The 14,590-nt window shown below is 62.1% G+C and carries 12 protein-coding genes; 5 read left to right on the top strand and 7 right to left on the bottom strand.

What is annotated here, in order from left to right:
- Positions 1 to 79: 79 nt before the first annotated feature.
- On the top strand, positions 80 to 343 hold the full coding sequence (locus tag HAV21_RS01240; RefSeq protein ID WP_166839999.1) for an FmdB family zinc ribbon protein: 264 nt from the start codon (positions 80 to 82) through the stop codon (positions 341 to 343).
- Positions 344 to 407: 64 nt separating this feature from the next.
- On the top strand, positions 408 to 1,217 hold the full coding sequence (gene cpaB, locus HAV21_RS01235) for a Flp pilus assembly protein CpaB (protein ID WP_166839997.1): 810 nt from the start codon (positions 408 to 410) through the stop codon (positions 1,215 to 1,217).
- Between the two features lie 26 nt (positions 1,218 to 1,243).
- Here the strand turns inward: cpaB and HAV21_RS01230 are convergent, their stop codons facing one another.
- The 7 genes from HAV21_RS01230 to HAV21_RS01200 all read right to left on the bottom strand — a co-directional run bounded on the left by HAV21_RS01230 (position 1,244) and on the right by HAV21_RS01200 (position 12,173).
- A complete protein-coding gene (locus HAV21_RS01230) occupies positions 1,244 to 5,398 on the bottom strand; it encodes a DUF4011 domain-containing protein (protein WP_166839995.1) in 4,155 nt (1,384 codons plus the stop codon).
- Between the two features lie 163 nt (positions 5,399 to 5,561).
- Positions 5,562 to 7,151: a glutamine-hydrolyzing GMP synthase gene (gene guaA / locus HAV21_RS01225; RefSeq protein WP_017200327.1), complete on the bottom strand. Its 1,590-nt coding sequence runs from the start codon at positions 7,149 to 7,151 to the stop codon at positions 5,562 to 5,564.
- A 106-nt stretch (positions 7,152 to 7,257) separates the two neighbouring features.
- Positions 7,258 to 7,758, bottom strand: coding sequence for a DUF3817 domain-containing protein (locus HAV21_RS01220; RefSeq protein WP_166839992.1), 501 nt, complete (start codon positions 7,756 to 7,758; stop codon positions 7,258 to 7,260).
- Entirely contained in the window at positions 7,755 to 8,624 is an 870-nt protein-coding gene (locus HAV21_RS01215) for an SURF1 family protein (RefSeq protein ID WP_166839990.1), read from the bottom strand. Before HAV21_RS01215 ends, HAV21_RS01220 begins: the two co-directional genes overlap by 4 nt.
- A gap of 42 nt (positions 8,625 to 8,666) precedes the next feature.
- Positions 8,667 to 9,155, bottom strand: a complete 489-nt coding sequence (locus HAV21_RS01210) for a PTS sugar transporter subunit IIA (RefSeq protein ID WP_142938424.1) — start codon at positions 9,153 to 9,155, stop codon at positions 8,667 to 8,669.
- Between the two features lie 47 nt (positions 9,156 to 9,202).
- Complete coding sequence (locus HAV21_RS01205; RefSeq protein WP_166839988.1) at positions 9,203 to 10,957, bottom strand: glycerol-3-phosphate dehydrogenase/oxidase; 1,755 nt, start codon at positions 10,955 to 10,957, stop codon at positions 9,203 to 9,205.
- Positions 10,958 to 11,039: 82 nt separating this feature from the next.
- A complete protein-coding gene (locus HAV21_RS01200) occupies positions 11,040 to 12,173 on the bottom strand; it encodes a GuaB3 family IMP dehydrogenase-related protein (RefSeq protein ID WP_024817526.1) in 1,134 nt (377 codons plus the stop codon).
- Between the two features lie 181 nt (positions 12,174 to 12,354).
- On the opposite strand from HAV21_RS01200, the gene HAV21_RS01195 reads away from it, so the two are divergent.
- The 3 genes from HAV21_RS01195 to HAV21_RS01185 are packed head-to-tail and all read left to right on the top strand — an operon-like array spanning position 12,355 to position 14,589.
- On the top strand, positions 12,355 to 13,254 hold the full coding sequence (locus HAV21_RS01195; protein WP_166839986.1) for a hypothetical protein: 900 nt from the start codon (positions 12,355 to 12,357) through the stop codon (positions 13,252 to 13,254).
- A gap of 49 nt (positions 13,255 to 13,303) precedes the next feature.
- On the top strand, positions 13,304 to 13,933 hold the full coding sequence (locus HAV21_RS01190; RefSeq protein WP_142938421.1) for a hypothetical protein: 630 nt from the start codon (positions 13,304 to 13,306) through the stop codon (positions 13,931 to 13,933).
- A gap of 5 nt (positions 13,934 to 13,938) precedes the next feature.
- Entirely contained in the window at positions 13,939 to 14,589 is a 651-nt protein-coding gene (locus HAV21_RS01185; protein WP_166839984.1) for a hypothetical protein, read from the top strand.
- The last annotated feature ends 1 nt before the right edge of the window (position 14,590 follow it).

The following is a 14,590-nucleotide window of genomic DNA, read 5'->3' as shown; positions in this document are numbered from 1 at the left end:
CAGGCCCTGTGACTGCTAAGGCGGACTATCTCCACCGACGCTGCCCAGGACCTGAACTTTGTCCTAAAGGAGGAACTCAGTGCCCACATACGCATACGCTTGCAAAGACTGTGACCATGCCTTCGACATCGTCCAGTCCTTCTCTGACAGCTCCTTGACGGAGTGCCCCGAATGCAAAGGCGCCCTGCGGAAGAAGTTCAACAGCGTAGGCGTCGTTTTCAAGGGCTCCGGATTTTACCGGACTGATTCCCGGGATGCCAAGGGCAGCACTGTTTCAGCGGCGCCTGCTGCCTCTACACCCGCGCCTTCAGCAGCACCGGCAACTGCAGCGGCAAGCAGCTAACTGGTTTTCCACATAGGGCAACCGGGCGCTGTTTGCGGCCCGGGAAGCTGGCTAGCGTGGCGGCATGCCACATATGTCACGCAGCGCCCTCCTCGCCCGTGCTGAACGCTCATCGCGAGCCGCCGGTACTTGGCCGCCCATCAGCCCTTCGCGCTCCCTGCAACCGCATTCCCGCTCCCGGACCAGTTCACGGTTCAACCGCGGTCGTCCACGAGGGCGCTCAGGTCAGCGCGGGCGCCGGACGGGATTTGGTTCCTGGATTGCACGTAACCGCCGCTTGGCAGTAGCGCTGCTGTTATGCGTGGCTGCCGGCATCGCAGTCCAGGAACTCACCCCTGCGTCTGAGCAACAGGTGAGCGTCCTCGTGGCAGCCCGGGACCTTCCAACGGGGACCCACCTCACCGCAGCGGACTTCACCACTGTTGAGGTACCACCCAATCTCGCGATCAGCGGAGCTTTGGACAGCGTCGGCGCCCTTGTTGGCCGCCAACTCGCGTCCCCTCTGGGTAAGGGACAGATCCCTTCGGAGACGAGTCTGCTGGGACCCGGCCTTCTGACAGGCGCACCCGTGGGATCGGCAGCTGTCCCCCTCCGGATGGCCGATCCTTCGTCCATCCAGCTACTCTCCCCCGGTCAGCTGGTATCAGTGGTCCTCACGGCAGCGGGGTCCTATGACGAATCACAGCAAAGTCAAGTCCTCGCAGGACCTGTACCCGTACTCTGGACGTCAGCCCAGGGCGGCAAGCCCGGTGAATGGCTGGGTACAGGTGACACGGACGGTCTGGTGGTGGTGGCGGCTGATCCTCAACAAGCAGAAAAGCTTGCCGGCGCATCAACGCAAGGCAAGCTTTTCTTTGTTTTGGTTAGCCCCTAGCGGGCTAATCAATGATCATTGTCCGCTCAGCCCCAGTGCGGGGGTTTCTGTTCCTTGAGCCACTGCTCATGGTCGTAGTTGGAGTCGTCGCCCCACCGCCGGGGATCATCCTCAGCGGCCTTGGTGGGCAGAATCCCGCTCGGGCCGGTCTTGGCTGCCGGGGACTTCGGTTCCCCGGCCGCCTCCGTAGGACCAGCGGTGTTCTCGCCGGTTTCCTCAGTAGCGCGGTCCTCGCCGCCTGTTTCCTGATCCATCAGTGGTGCTTCTTTCGAATTCTCAGCTTCTTGAACGTCGTGTTGAGGTTCTTCACCCTCAGCATGCTCAACGGAATCTCCGGCCAACAGAGGCTGGTCAGTTACCGAGGTCAATTCTTCCCCAGGGGCGTGAAGGAAACCACTGTGGGTGGAGGCAGACTGTGCAAGGTGATTCTCGAGGCCCAAGTAGGAGCCTATCCGGTCCGCGCAGGACGAAGGATCGGTGAAGACCTCGATCGTCCAGAGCGACATATAGCGCCATCCCATGCGCTCCAACAGTTGCGGCCGCAGGCGGCTCCGTTCACGGACGCTCATCCGCCGGTAGCGTTCAGTACCATCGGATTCGATGGCAACGGGGGTGGGGATTTCAGCACCATCCCGGCCAATGGTGTGGACGGGGTCCGCAGCCGCCGCTATATCCAGCACGCCGTCGTAGAGATGCCATACCCTGGCTCCGCGGGCGCGCAAACGGTCGCCCAGATCGGCCACCAACGGATCTTCACCTAAAGCCTGCTCACTGGCGACAGCGCGGGAGGCGGGCGTTCCGAGGTTGCTGTTGCCGGAGAGCTCCCGGTCCAGGAGTTCATAGAAGTCCACAGCACCATGGGCCAGGCGATCAAGGTCGAGATCCTCGGGCCGGAAGCACGTCAGGACGTGCATGGAGCGCCGGGCACGTGTCATTGCCAGGGCGAAACGGTTACGCCCGCCCTCGGCGGACAACGGACCGAAGGAATGGAGCGCACGGCCATGCGGTGTGCGGCCATAGCCCAGTGAGAAGATCACATGGTCGCGTACAAGGCCCTGTGCGCGCTCAAGGTCCACCACACGGAAAGACTCGGGGCCGGCTCCGAAGAAGCTGGACAGCAGGGGGTGGTTGGGCAATTGCAGCCTGATGGCTTCGCCAATCCTGGCAGCATGGCGCAGGCTCGCCGTCACCACGGCGAGTGATGTACGGGGCCGGAGCCTTGCGTGTTCGAACACAAGATCCACAACGCGGTTGACCTCCGCGGTGACGGACTCAACGCCCTCATGGTCCGCCCCGGGCAGCCCGGTGCCGTCCGGTATGTACTCTACGTGGATCGAACGGTCCAAGCCGGTGACCGAGTTGCCGTCGGGCAAACGACGCAGGCCACCGTCGTAATAGTTTTTGCTCAACTGGAGGATCAGGTCCTCGTCCACCGCACGGTAGACCCAGTTCAGCTGCCAGGTGGGAAGGACCCTGGCCAATGCCTTGAAGGCACTGTCCACATTCTCGTGGCTGGCTACCCCGGCCACAGGCGGCTCCACGGCGACGCTGAACGTGCGCGCATGGGCAATTTTCGCGTCGCCGAAGGCAACTACCTGGCGTGCCCGGGCGATGGCCGGGAGAACAGCCTGCAATGAAGTGGATTCGGCGTCGATGATCACCACGGCATCGAATTTTTGCTCGGCCGGGAGCACCCCGGTGAGCAAGTAAGGACTGACGGACCATACCGGCACCAGCAGGGGTACCAGGTCAGGGGCCTGGGCGCTCAGGGCGGGCAGCGTCACCCGGCCATCCTTCAACAGGGCGCGGAGTAGCTCCGCCTGCCTGGGATGTTCAAGGAGACCCTGACGCCATTTCTGGGCCAGCTGCCAACGGAGGCGAGCGGCGCCACTGGCAATGTGGGCTTGGTCCGCAAGGCGGTATTCAGCTTCGAGGCGGCGCAGTGAATCGCCGTCGGACATGGCGAGGTAATCATCACCGCTGATCATCGCCTCCAGCGCGGACTGCCACCAAGCCAGATCCAGTTCGGCGGCTACAGAAGACGCCGGGACTTCCCGGGCAGCAAGATCCGCCAGCAGTTCACCGAGCCCGTGCTCGCGCATTTCCTCGATAAGGAGCGTCCGCTCAGGAAGCGTCTCCAACGTGGCTGTGTCTGCAACGAGCCGCTCCAACCGTTCCATGAGTTGGGCATACCGCGTCCCGTGCAGGGCTCCACCATCGGAGGTGTACTTGAGCGCATCACCCAGGCGGCGCAGCTCGCCATCGAGTTCCCGGTAGAGTGCACCGAGATCGGCAAGGCCGGAAGGAACAGCCGGGTGCCGCTGGGTTGTTGCATACCCTGCCCACAGAGCACGCTGCTCCTGGACCAGCACCAAGGAGCTGTGAAGGTCCGCAATGTGAACACCGGGCCGCACGTATTCCTTAGCTACCCGACGCAGGCGGGAGCGCTGCATTGAGGGCATCTCAAGGTTGCGCTCACGGCGCCAGGCAGAGGTGGCAGTGGCGGAGATGAGATCGTGCACCGGCCGGTCAAAGATATCCGGGGTGAACTTATCCAGGCTCTCGCGTACGGCAATGAGCAGTTCCAGCTGAGCGCCCCATTCGGTGAAAGTTTCACCTAGGCGAATCTCGGCGTGATCGGAAAGCTGCTTCATGCGATCCCGCAGGACCGGAAGTTTCTCCTCGGCCGAGCGGGCAAGCTGCTGTGCTTCCTCGGTCTCCTTGCGGGTCACCAAACGGGCGCCATACCAGGGGCTCGAAGTGGAGGACCGGCTGAAGCTGCCAAGCTCGGCAGCCCGATGCAATCGGCCAGCGAGCTCTTCACGGTCCTTGATATTGTCCAGGACGCTTCGCTTCAAGCGCACCGTAGTGGAGGGTGCAGGGTGAATTGAGGTCAATTCGGCAAGTGACTGCATTGCCTGGTACGGCGAGCAACCCCACCGCTCACGGACGTTATGCAGGGAGGCTACATGGTCCATCAGTGCATGACGGTGGCTGGTAAGTGTCTGGTGAAGGTTGCCCAGCTGTGGTTCAAGCGCTTTCTCATTGCGCATGATGGCTCTGACCAACTGGCCTTTGAGTTGCTGAGGAGTGGTTCCATTACCGGGCCGAAAGAGCATCGACTCCAGGCCCAGGGATTCAAGGTGGCCGGAAAGTCCTGCAAGGCTGGTCTGCCTGTCCCCCACCACCAGAACGGACTTGCCTTCGCTGACCAACGCACCTATTGCGTTGATTGCTGTTTGCGTTTGGCCGCTTCCTGGCGGGGTGCTGACAACAAGTGAGTCCCCGGCACGAACGGCATCAACTACATACTGCTGATCCGTATCAGCATCGAGCAGGAGAAGCTCATCGGCCGGATCCCGAAGGTCCAGGCTTGGGAACCGGCCTGCCTTGATCGGCTCTGGTTCAATGTCTCCGCCGTTGGCGGCAGTCGAGAGTGCTGCAACCGTGGGGTTGTTCATGTTGATCCATGGATCATCCAGGTTGCCGGAGAGATCAGCCAGCGTAGTGACCAGCAGGTTAAACTCCACCTCTGCGCCATGAATCGGCTGAATCAGCGTGGTTAACCGATCCAGGACAGGCTGGGGATCGAGCCGCGCAGTGTTGTAGGCCATGCGCGCTACAGCGTTAACGTCAAAGACGATGCCATGAACTGTCTTCAGATGGCGCACCAGGGCAGGGTTCATTCGCGCCTGTTCGGTGAGCTGAAGCTCAAAGTCGTCCTCGCCAGGCCTGACCGTGAGGACGATGGAAGTAAGCATCACGGGGGCAGAAACGCGTTGGGGCTTGCCGCCGACGGCAGAGGTCCATACGACGGTCCCGGCGGACAAGTACCCGGCCTCGATGCCGCGGTCGTTGCTGAGCTCGAAGATCTTGGACCGGATGTTGCGGGCCGCCCTGGCTGCTACCAGGTACTGTTGACGATCCCTGATGAGCGTGGAAAGCCGTGTTCGTCGGCCTGCAAGCAACTGCGCCAGCCCGGACGGGTGGGCGTTGCTGAGATCGATGGCGCCTTCAGGCGTCTTGACGAAGCGCAGCATGGTGTCGGCCCCGGTGACGGGTTTGAGACCAGACAGCCATTTGCGGAGCTCTTCGGAGCCCTCTTCCTGGCCTTGACCTACTGACACGACTTCTGCCTTCTTTTCTGTACTAGCTTTAGACGCCTTGGACCATACCGGCATACTTTCGAGGGTAGCGGGAATCCGCGGACAGCTCGCTCCGCAACGCTGTTCCACTGCGAAATTCGCCGTCATTTCACAGCCGAGGGCAATGAGTGGGGCAAAGAAGCATCCCGGCTTCAAGCAAAGTGGCCGGCCTCCCAGAGGAAGCCGGCCACTCAATGTGCTATTCCCACTCGATGGTTCCCGGTGGCTTGCTGGTGACGTCCAGCACCACGCGGTTGACTCCATCCACCTCGTTGGTAATTCTGTTGGAGATCCGGGCAAGCAGGTCATACGGCAACCGTGACCAGTCTGCCGTCATGGCGTCCTCGGAAGATACCGGACGCAACACAATCGGGTGACCGTAGGTGCGGCCATCGCCTTGGACACCAACGCTGCGAACATCAGCCAGGAGAACTACCGGCATCTGCCAGACGTCGTTATCCAAGCCTGCGGCCGTGAGTTCCGCACGTGCAATGGCATCAGCCTTCCGCAGCAGATCCAGGCGCTCCTTGGTCACTTCACCCACAATGCGGATTCCCAAGCCGGGGCCCGGGAACGGCTGGCGGCCGACGATCTCCTGCGGCAGGCCAAGCTGTGCACCCACAGCGCGGACTTCGTCCTTGAACAGGGCACGCAGCGGCTCAACGAGTTCGAACTGAAGATCTTCGGGGAGTCCGCCCACGTTGTGGTGGCTCTTGATGTTTGCAGCACCTTCGCCTCCGCCTGATTCCACGACGTCCGGGTAAAGCGTTCCTTGGACGAGGAACTTGATCTTTTCACCCTCGGCAGCGGCCTGGGCAATGATGGCCCGTTCCGCTTCTTCGAAGGCACGAATGAACTCGCGGCCAATGATCTTGCGCTTGGTCTCAGGATCGCTGACGCCTGCCAATGCCGACTGGAAGCGTTCCTGCTCGTTGGCAACGTAAAGGTTGACGCCGGTGGCGGCCACGAAGTCGCGTTCAACCTGCTCGGCTTCGCCTTCACGCAGAAGGCCATGGTCAACGAAGACACACGTCAGCTGGTCACCAACAGCGCGCTGGACCAGAGCAGCGGCTACGGCGGAATCGACGCCGCCGGAAAGGCCACAGATAACCTTGGAGTCCCCGATCTGCTGGCGGATCCGGTCCACCTGCTCTTCGAGGATGTTGCCCGTTGTCCAGTTGGGGCTCAAGCCCGCGCCCTTGAACAGGAAGTTTTCCAGGACGTGCTGTCCAAGAACGGAGTGCTTCACTTCCGGGTGCCACTGCACACCGTAGAGGCGCTTCTCATCATTGGCGAAGGCAGCCACCGGAGCTCCGGCCGTAGTTGCCAGCACCTCGAAGCCCTCCGGAGCCTCATGAACGGAGTCTCCGTGGCTCATCCATGTGTTCTGGGAGGACGGGACGCCGTCGAGGATGGAGCGTGCATCACCCACAAGAAGGGCTTCGGTAGCTCCGTATTCCCGCAAACCAGTCTGGGCCACCTTGCCGCCCAAGGCATTTGCCATGGCCTGGAATCCGTAGCAGATGCCGAATACCGGAACGCCGGCCTCGAAGAGGTCGGCACCCACGAAGGGCGCGCCCTCCGCGTAAACACTGGAGGGCCCTCCGGAGAGAATGATGGCTGCCGGGTTCTTGGCCAGAAGCTGCTCGGTGGTGAAGGTATGCGGAACAATTTCCGAATACACATTCGCTTCGCGGACGCGGCGGGCAATCAGCTGCGCGTACTGGGCACCGTAGTCAACAACCAGCACCGGCTTCTGGGAAGTTTGGGGTGCGGTGGGAGTAGTCACCAGACAAGACTACTTTGCCGAGCCGTCCCGGTGCACGTTGGCAGAGGCGTCAGAGGACCAAAACGGCCCCGCCGTTAGGCATCTCACACCGGGACGCCGTGAGGTGCTAGTAGCGCTTGGACGCCTGCGGATTGGCTGCGAGTTCCGCTTCAACCTGCGCGTGGAATTTCTTCTCCACGATGAAGGACAGCAAGGGGATGACTCCACCAAGTGCCAAAAGGATCATTTTGGAGAACGGCCAGCGCATGAGCGACCACAAGCGGAAGTTGGAGACCAGGTAAACCACGTACATCCAACCGTGCACAATCAGAATCGAGGTGGAAATGTTGAAGCCGCCAATGACGCCCTTGGGTTCGGATTCAGCGAAACCGAAGCCAAACGGCTGGCCCGTCACTGCGTTCGTGCCGCCCGCGAAGAGCGAGACGCCAAAGCCGTAACGGGCAATCAATTCAGCGCACAGCAGGAGAAGCATGGCACCCGTGAGGTAGGCCATGACCTTGTAGAACTTCAACGCCGAACGAATTTGCGCTTCCGTCCCGCCGAAACGCCGCTTCCTGGGCTTGGGTCCGGACTGTTCGGGCTGGATAGCCGGTTTTGGCTCAATCATTGCTGCACCTTTTGTTCTGGCTCTGGGTTTGTAGGTTCTGTAGTTGCCTCGGGGTGGCCTGCCTGGTCCAAGTCGTCATCGGCGAATTCGTCGTCGAATTCGTCCTCTTCCAAGTCCCGCCGGTAGTCGTCCTTCACCAGGCGCCACCAGATGAAGATCGAGAAACCGGCAAAGACAACCCATTCCACCGCATAGAAGAGGTTCAGCCAGTTGACCTGCTCCGCAGGAGGCTGGGGAGGAATGTTCAGTGCCTTGACGTCATCTCCGAGGGGAATTTGCGCGCCTCCGGCCACCTCCGTGGTAGCTGCGATAAAGCCCTGGTAGCTGGAAACTTCCCATTTATTGATGAGTTCCGCCGTTGAGACTGCGGACGCGCGGTCCGGGCCGGCGTCGACGTTTGGAAGCGGCGCTTCGGACGGGATGAGGCGGCCCGTCACGGTGATGGTTCCCGACGGCGGCGGGCCGGCTTGGGCGGCATCCGCCACCCACCCGCGGGCTACCGGAATCCACGTCTTGGGTGAGGCACCAGCGCCCTTGAGCGTGGGGGCGTCATTGACGGCAAAGGCGGAGACGATCCAGAAGCCCTTTTGGTTGTTGTAGAGGCGGCCTTCAACCAGGACCTGCTTGCTGGGATCGTAGGTACCCGTGGCCGTGACCATCTGGTCCGAAACCGAGCCGGGAAAGAACTGGCCCGGTTGGAGGACGTCCACCAGGGGTTTCACTTCTTCGATGCTGGACGGTGCCGGGGGCTCATGCTGGGCGGACCGGCTGAGCTGCCATTGGCTGAGCAGCACAAACACCCCGGACAACAGAAGCGCAAAGATCAGTCCTGCGATCCAGCGGGGTTTCAACGCGGTTTTCAACACCCCTTAACCGTACTTCGTCCGGCTGTAGAACAACGAAACGCCCTAGTGGTCGAAGAACACCAGGCTGGAGTTGATGAGCTCGGAGATGACTTCGGGGTCATGCGCCCGCCGGAGGGACTCGCGGAAGGACTCTTTGGACAGGGAGCGGGCCAGCGTGGCCAGAACCTCGAGGTGGTCGGAGAAGGAACTGGCAGGCGTGGCGATCAGGAGGATCAGGGTTGCCGGACCGTCGGTGGCTCCGAAGTCCAAGGCATGGCCAAATTTGGTTACCCCTACGGCTATGGAGATCCTGTCCACGAATTCGCTGCGGGCATGCGGCAGACCGATGCCGCCCGGAAGGCCGGTGGCAAGCTGGTGCTCCCGTGAATGTACTTGCTCCAGGAAGCCCTCAAGGTTGGTAATCCTGCCGGCTGCATAGAGCCTGTGAGCCAGTTGCGCCGCGGCATCGATCTTGTCTTGGGCAACAAGTTCAAGAATGACCGTATCCGGGGTTGTCAGTTCCGCATCGTACCGGTCAAGTGGTTCAGCCAAGTTGTGTTCCCTCCGTGTGGCCTGCAGGCCTCAATTCCTTGAGCTGGTCAGCGGAGGGGAACGATGTCATCCACTCCCATGCGCGCAGCATCGGCCGATTCGTCGTCGGGTTGCTGCTGACTAAGCCGTTCAGCTTCCACTCGCGCCAGGTAGTGCTTGATTTCGCTTTCGCGCTGAGTCTCGCTCCAGCCAAGGATTTCTCCCATCAGCTTAGCTACTACGGGCGCGGCAGACACACCCCGGTCCCATGCTTCGATGGAGATGCGGGTGCGGCGGGTCAAGACGTCGTCAACGTGCCGTGCGCCCTCATGGGTTGCTGCATAGACGACTTCGGCAGCCAAGTAGTCATCCGCACCGGGAAGAGGCTCCCCCAATTCGGGTCGGGCGGCGATGATTTCCAGAACTTCGGGGGTCATGGAGCCAAAACGGTTGAGCAGGTGCTCCACCCGCGCCACATGCACTCCCGCCTGTTCCGCCAACCTGCCGCGCCGGTTCCATGCGGCTTTGAATCCCTCGGCGCCGAGCAGCGGAATGGTTTCGGTGCAGCTGGATGGAACACGTTCATCCATGGCCCTTGTTGCCTCGTCCACGGCATCTTTGGCCATGACCCGGTAGGTTGTGTATTTCCCCCCGGCTACCACCACGAGTCCGGGCACTGGATGCGCCACTACGTGCTCGCGGGACAACTTGGCGGTGGAGTCATTGTCCCCGGCCAGCAACGGGCGGAGGCCTGCGTAAACGCCTTCCACGTCCTCACGGGTCAGCGGGCGCTTGAGGACCTTGTTGACATGTTCCAGCACATAATCGATGTCCTTGCTGGAAGCTGCCGGGTGGGCTTTGTCCAGCGTCCAATCCGTATCAGTAGTGCCGATAATCCAGTGCCGACCCCAAGGGATCACAAAGAGCACTGATTTCTCCGTGCGAAGAATCAGCCCGACGGTGGACTGGAACCGGTCGCGCGGCACCACAAGGTGGATTCCCTTGGACGCGCGGACCTTGAGCTGGCCACGGTCGGTCACCATAGCCTGCGTTTCGTCAGTCCAGACGCCAGTGGCGTTGACCACTTGCTTGGCCCGTATCTCGAAGACGCTACCGTCCTCCTGGTTTTCCACCTTGGCCCCAACAACGCGTTCCCCTTCACGGAGGAAGTCCACCACACGTACGCGATTCGCTGCGTGGGCTCCATAGTGTGCCGCGGTCCTTACGACGTTGACCACCAGACGCGCATCGTCTACCTGTGCGTCGTAATAGCGGATGGAACCTACGAAGGCATCTTCCTTGAGGCTGGGAGCCGCGCGGAGGGTTCCACGCCGGAACAGGTGCTTATGCATGGGGACGCCCCGGCTGTTGCCGGACGTCAAACCCAGAGTGTCATAGAGCATAATCCCAGCACCCACATACGGGCGCTCCCAGATACGGCGGGTCAGTGGGTACAGAAAAGGTACTGGGCGCACCAGGTGCGGTGCGATGCGCTGTATCAGCAGCCCCCGCTCTTGGAGCGCTTCCTGGACGAGGCCAAAATCCAGCATCTCCAAATACCGCAGTCCGCCGTGAATGAGCTTTGAGGATCGGGACGACGTACCGGACGACCAGTCCCTTGCCTCCACGATGCCTACGGTGAGGCCACGCGTCACGGCATCCAAAGCCGCACCGGCGCCCACCACACCGCCCCCGACAATCAGGATGTCGAGCTCTTTGCCCGCCTGGGCGGTGGACTTTAAGACTTCGATTGATGCGGCGCGGGATTCCGGGCTTAGTGCTCCCGGTGAATTCACCTGTGGACCGCCTGCGACATTGCTCATCGGACCCCTCCTCAAACGCAACAGCTTGGTAGTCCCCTACCCTACTTGCTGCTCGCCGCCTTGGGCAGGGGCTCCCGGAGGCTTAGCCGAGATACGGCGAGACGACGACGTCCACCCGCTGGAACTCTTTCAGGTCCGAGTAGCCGGTGGTCGCCATCGAGCGGCGCAGGGCGCCAATCAGGTTGGACGTTCCATCGGTATGGTGGCCTGGTCCGAACAGGACCTCCTCAAGCGGGCCCACGGTGCCCACGTTGACGCGGTCACCACGCGGAGACTCGAGGTGGTGGGCTTCCGGACCCCAGTGCCAGCCACGGCCAGGGGCCTCTTCGGCGCGGGCAAGGGCGCTTCCGAGCATTACGGCATCCGCACCCATGGCGATTGCCTTGACGATGTCGCCGGAGCTGCCCATGCCGCCGTCGGCAATGACGTGGACGTACCGTCCGCCGGACTCGTCCATGTAATCGCGGCGGGCGGCAGCGACGTCGGAGATAGCGGAAGCCATGGGTGAATGTATACCCAACGCACGGCGGGTGGTGCTTGTGGCGCCGCCTCCAAATCCGACCAGGACGCCGGCAGCACCTGTTCGCATCAAGTGAAGGGCAGGGGTATATCCGGCTGCACCGCCAACGATGACGGGAACATCCAGTTCGTAGATGAACTGCTTGAGGTTGAGCGGTTCGTGGTTCTTGGAGACATGCTCGGCTGAGACGGTGGTGCCACGAATAACAAAGATGTCGACGCCGGCAGCCACCACAGTCTTGTAGTGCTCCTGGGTGCGCTGCGGCGTGAGGGAACCGGCTACGGTCACGCCCGCGGCGCGGATCTCAGCCAGGCGGGAGCTGATGAGTTCCGGCTGCACGGGAGCCTGGTACAAGTCCTGCATGCGCCGGGTGACGGCTGGGCTACTGGTCTCGTCCGCCAGGGCGGCGATCTCGTCGAGCACCTTCTGCGGGTCTTCGTAGCGGGTCCACAGTCCTTCAAGGTCCAGGACACCCAGCCCGCCCAAGCGCCCCAAGGCGATGGCGGACTCAGGTGACATCACCGAGTCCATGGGCGCGGCGATGACGGGCATGTCGAACTTGTAGGCGTCGATCTGCCACGAAACCGAGACGTCCTTCGGATCACGCGTCCGTCGGTTGGGAACGATCGCGATGTCATCCAGGGAGTAGGCACGACGCCCACGCTTGCCACGGCCAATCTCAATCTCATAAGTCACGGCTCTTACTTTACTGGACCCCTCCCGGAACCCCGATTCGAGGAATCAAGTGTGTCCCCGGCAACGGGAGCATCCCCGCGCGTGCCGGGCAGCTTTCCACATGGGCAGGGCTGCCCATGGCAGAGGCCCGGACGCATCCGATAGCCTGCGAAACCATACGCACATCTTGCAAGGGGGAACCATGGCGCCTGGGTTATACGGAGCCGACATTGAACAGCTCAACTCGCTATCCCAACAAATGGGACAAGCGGGAAGCCGGCTCCAGAACCAGGAACTCCAGGTCAATGGCCTGATCTCGGGCGTTGCGTGGAAGGGAGCCGACGGCGAGCGCTTTCGCCGCGAATGGAGCAGCACCCTGCGGCCTATGTTGCACAGGGCCTCCCGTTCCTTGGATGACGCCTCCAGAATGCTGCGCGCCCAGGCTGATGAACAGCAAAAGGCCAGCACCCAGGGCGGGTCCTCCAGCGGAGGGTCTACGGAGGCCAACAGCCCGCAGGCTCCCGGCGGCACTGTCAACGACGACACCGCGACCACTGGGTGGGAGGGGCTGTTGGGCGTCACCGGCAGCCAGGGTTGGTGGGCCGGCAACGCCCTCGTCACCGCCAGCGGTTTGGCGACGGACTCAATTCTTACCCAGATGGCCAAGGGCGGGTTGGTCACGGAACTGACCCGGTGGCCTTGGCTCAGTGCCCAGTACGGCCAGGCGGCAGGCGCCGGGTATGTCAGGGGCACCCAACTGCTCAACGGCAGTTCAATGCTCGGGCGGTTGTCGGGGGCCTTGGGCTTTGTCACCGGCGGAATTCAGGTCTACCAGGGTATCCAGACGGGTCATCCCGGAATGGCGGTGGACGGCGGAATCTCCGCCGCGTTGGCCGTGGGTAGCTTTTTTCCGGTGGTTGGCCCTGCCTGCGCCATCGCTGGCATCGCCTGGGGTGGCTTAGGCCTCCTGGCGACGAACATGGGCTACGACTCCGCGTCCTCCATGATCGCTGATGGCGCAGAACATGTCTGGGAAGGAGCACAGGACGCCGCCGGAGCAATAGCCGACGGCGCAAAGAAGGTCTGGGGATGGCTTACATGATCGCGCCACTTCCTACACTGGACAGAGCAACCCATAACAGAAGGCAGAAATGACCACCCAGACAGAAGAAACCCAGGCATTGCTCATCACCGAACACGAGCTCATCGCCCTCATTGCGCTGGCCGGCACCGACGGCGCACTGAAATGCCAGACCCTCTTCCGCCTCGATCACGCCGCCGGGTCGCCGCTGGAACAGGCCGGTGTTGCCACGCTGTTGGAACGTGGGTTGATGAAGATCGAAAACGACGCACTCCTGCCGGTTGGGCCAGCCGCCACCGTTACGGCTGTCCTGGCGGATGCCACGGCATGGCTGGAAACAGCCCTGGTCACCCCGGCCTCGGAACACGTTTCCTTCATGTTCGGCGCCGAGCAGGGTGCCCTGTTGCTCAATCTGAGCAAGTACGGCGTTCACGAGCTGCACCCCATTACGGGCTCCGAAGGTATGGTCACCACCGCAGTGCAGATGGCTGACTATTACCTGAATCAGGCGCCGGACGGCTTTCCCGCGGCCGCAACTACCCGCCGGCACTTCAACGACGGAACCTCCCGAGCGGTGCACGTCAAAGCTGAGGCCGACGGTTCCCTGTCAATCGCTGCGGGCGAAGGCGAAAATCTCGACTCTACGGCCCTAACGCGTGATCAACTCGACGCACGGGTCCGCGCAGGCTTGGAGCGATAGCCCCGGTGAGCTACCAGTCAGGTCCTGCACCGCTTTACCACTCAGACCGTTCCCTTGACTATTGGCTTTCCCCGGAGCTCTCGGACATCACCCCGACGAATGCGCGTTCCCGCCTGCGTGAGCTCGCCAGCGCCCGAGGAGCTTACATGGGCGCGTGGGCTGCGGGAATCGGAGTGGGCGGGTTCCTTGTCCTCCTGGGTGTAGTCCTAGCTGTTCGGCTCGGCACCCCGGTAACGCTGGCTGCCCTCGGCATTCCCGGCGCAGCCCTCGCCGTCCTGTGCGGAATCTACTTCGCGCGGGTTAGGAACCGGTTGCCACGGACAGACCGGGCGCTGGTCAATCGTGGTCCTGGAAACCTGCGCGGTGCATTCTCTTTTGTGGCGTTCGTCCTGCTCGTCTTCACGGGACTGTTTGCTTTCACGGCCAAACCGTCCACCTGGCAGGATCCTGCCGCGCTGCTAACGCTGGTTACGGTTCTTGCCTTCATGGTGTCGCTCCTGGTGGTTGGGATCATCGTCCCGGCCACCATCGCGGGCCGTTCGAGGGAGTCGCTTCGCCGCAAGGCTGCAACTGATCCCCACTTCCGGGCGCTTCTGGAGCAGGACCTCGCCACGTGGCGTGATCCCTACGGCAACGCAGGATACGGCCCGCTCTAAG

Source organism: Paenarthrobacter sp. MSM-2-10-13 (genome assembly GCF_011605365.1).
Lineage (GTDB): Bacteria > Actinomycetota > Actinomycetes > Actinomycetales > Micrococcaceae > Arthrobacter.
The sequence above is the reverse complement of the archived record's forward strand: the minus strand, read 5'-3'. Positions and strand labels throughout refer to the sequence as shown.